Here is a 3,291-nt window from a genome sequence, read left to right on the forward strand (position 1 = left end):
CGTTCTTTAAAAATTTGGGTATGTGATAGAAAGATAGACTGAACGTTACTTTCACTGGTAACGGATCAGGCTAAGGTAAAATTTGTGAGTTTAATCGCGAATTTTCGGCGAATGTCGTCTTCACAGTATAACCAGATTGCTTGGGGTTATATGGTCAAGTGAAGAAGCGCATACGGTGGATGCCTTGGCAGTCAGAGGCGATGAAAGACGTGGTAGCCTGCGAAAAGCTTCGGGGAGTCGGCAAACAGACTTTGATCCGGAGATGTCTGAATGGGGGAACCCAGCCATCATAAGATGGTTATCTTGTACTGAATACATAGGTGCAAGAGGCGAACCAGGGGAACTGAAACATCTAAGTACCCTGAGGAAAAGAAATCAACCGAGATTCCCTTAGTAGTGGCGAGCGAACGGGGACTAGCCCTTAAGTGGCTTTGAGATTAGCGGAACGCTCTGGAAAGTGCGGCCATAGTGGGTGATAGCCCTGTACGCGAAAGTCTCTTAGTCATGAAATCGAGTAGGACGGAGCACGAGAAACTTTGTCTGAATATGGGGGGACCATCCTCCAAGGCTAAATACTACTGACTGACCGATAGTGAACTAGTACCGTGAGGGAAAGGCGAAAAGAACCCCGGAGAGGGGAGTGAAATAGATCCTGAAACCGTATGCGTACAAGCAGTGGGAGCAGACTTTGTTCTGTGACTGCGTACCTTTTGTATAATGGGTCAGCGACTTATTTTCAGTGGCGAGCTTAACCGAATAGGGGAGGCGTAGCGAAAGCGAGTCTTAATAGGGCGTCTAGTCGCTGGGAATAGACCCGAAACCGGGCGATCTATCCATGGGCAGGTTGAAGGTTAGGTAACACTGACTGGAGGACCGAACCGACTACCGTTGAAAAGTTAGCGGATGACCTGTGGATCGGAGTGAAAGGCTAATCAAGCTCGGAGATAGCTGGTTCTCCTCGAAAGCTATTTAGGTAGCGCCTCATGTATCACTGTAGGGGGTAGAGCACTGTTTCGGCTAGGGGGTCATCCCGACTTACCAAACCGATGCAAACTCCGAATACCTACAAGTGCCGAGCATGGGAGACACACGGCGGGTGCTAACGTCCGTCGTGAAAAGGGAAACAACCCAGACCGTCAGCTAAGGTCCCAAAGTTATGGTTAAGTGGGAAACGATGTGGGAAGGCTTAGACAGCTAGGAGGTTGGCTTAGAAGCAGCCACCCTTTAAAGAAAGCGTAATAGCTCACTAGTCGAGTCGGCCTGCGCGGAAGATGTAACGGGGCTCAAACCATACACCGAAGCTACGGGTATCACGCAAGTGATGCGGTAGAGGAGCGTTCTGTAAGCCTGTGAAGGTGAGTTGAGAAGCTTGCTGGAGGTATCAGAAGTGCGAATGCTGACATGAGTAACGACAATGGGTGTGAAAAACACCCACGCCGAAAGACCAAGGTTTCCTGCGCAACGTTAATCGACGCAGGGTTAGTCGGTCCCTAAGGCGAGGCTGAAAAGCGTAGTCGATGGAAAACAGGTTAATATTCCTGTACTTCTGGTTATTGCGATGGAGGGACGGAGAAGGCTAGGCCAGCTTGGCGTTGGTTGTCCAAGTTTAAGGTGGTAGGCTGAGATCTTAGGTAAATCCGGGATCTTAAGGCCGAGAGCTGATGACGAGTTACCTTTCAGGTGACGAAGTGGTTGATGCCATGCTTCCAAGAAAAGCTTCTAAGCTTCAGATAACCAGGAACCGTACCCCAAACCGACACAGGTGGTTGGGTAGAGAATACCAAGGCGCTTGAGAGAACTCGGGTGAAGGAACTAGGCAAAATGGCACCGTAACTTCGGGAGAAGGTGCGCCGGTGAGGGTGAAGGACTTGCTCCGTAAGCTCATGCCGGTCGAAGATACCAGGCCGCTGCGACTGTTTATTAAAAACACAGCACTCTGCAAACACGAAAGTGGACGTATAGGGTGTGACGCCTGCCCGGTGCCGGAAGGTTAATTGATGGGGTTAGCTAACGCGAAGCTCTTGATCGAAGCCCCGGTAAACGGCGGCCGTAACTATAACGGTCCTAAGGTAGCGAAATTCCTTGTCGGGTAAGTTCCGACCTGCACGAATGGCGTAACGATGGCGGCGCTGTCTCCACCCGAGACTCAGTGAAATTGAAATCGCTGTGAAGATGCAGTGTATCCGCGGCTAGACGGAAAGACCCCGTGAACCTTTACTATAGCTTTGCACTGGACTTTGAATTTGCTTGTGTAGGATAGGTGGGAGGCTTTGAAGCGTGGACGCCAGTTCGCGTGGAGCCATCCTTGAAATACCACCCTGGCAACTTTGAGGTTCTAACTCAGGTCCGTTATCCGGATCGAGGACAGTGTATGGTGGGTAGTTTGACTGGGGCGGTCTCCTCCTAAAGAGTAACGGAGGAGTACGAAGGTGCGCTCAGACCGGTCGGAAATCGGTCGTAGAGTATAAAGGCAAAAGCGCGCTTGACTGCGAGACAGACACGTCGAGCAGGTACGAAAGTAGGTCTTAGTGATCCGGTGGTTCTGTATGGAAGGGCCATCGCTCAACGGATAAAAGGTACTCCGGGGATAACAGGCTGATACCGCCCAAGAGTTCATATCGACGGCGGTGTTTGGCACCTCGATGTCGGCTCATCACATCCTGGGGCTGAAGCCGGTCCCAAGGGTATGGCTGTTCGCCATTTAAAGTGGTACGCGAGCTGGGTTTAGAACGTCGTGAGACAGTTCGGTCCCTATCTGCCGTGGACGTTTGAGATTTGAGAGGGGCTGCTCCTAGTACGAGAGGACCGGAGTGGACGAACCTCTGGTGTTCCGGTTGTCACGCCAGTGGCATTGCCGGGTAGCTATGTTCGGGAAAGATAACCGCTGAAAGCATCTAAGCGGGAAACTTGCCTCAAGATGAGATCTCACTGGAACCTTGAGTTCCCTGAAGGGCCGTCGAAGACTACGACGTTGATAGGTTGGGTGTGTAAGCGCTGTGAGGCGTTGAGCTAACCAATACTAATTGCCCGTGAGGCTTGACCATATAACACCCAAGCAATTTGCTGACCTGAGAAGGCACCAGATTGCGGTGTGTGAAGACGAAACGAACCGAAAGTTCGAGACAAACACACAAACTATCGCATACCCGATTTGCTGAAACGTCGAAAGGCGGGTCGGCACACAGAATTTCTTGACGACCATAGAGCGTTGGAACCACCTGATCCCATCCCGAACTCAGAAGTGAAACGATGCATCGCCGATGGTAGTGTGGGGTTTCCCCATGTGAGAGT

Annotated in this window: 2 rRNA genes; both read left to right on the forward strand. The window is 51.2% G+C overall.

The window, feature by feature from the left end:
• The first annotated feature begins 152 nt into the window (after positions 1-152).
• Positions 153-3,044: ribosomal RNA gene (locus NN484_RS27175) — 23S ribosomal RNA — on the forward strand.
• A 146-nt stretch (positions 3,045-3,190) separates the two neighbouring features.
• Positions 3,191-3,291 (forward strand): 5S ribosomal RNA (gene rrf, locus NN484_RS27455).

Origin of the sequence: Pseudomonas serboccidentalis (assembly GCF_028830055.1) — a bacterium.
GTDB classification, from domain to species: Bacteria; Pseudomonadota; Gammaproteobacteria; order Pseudomonadales; family Pseudomonadaceae; genus Aquipseudomonas; species Aquipseudomonas serboccidentalis.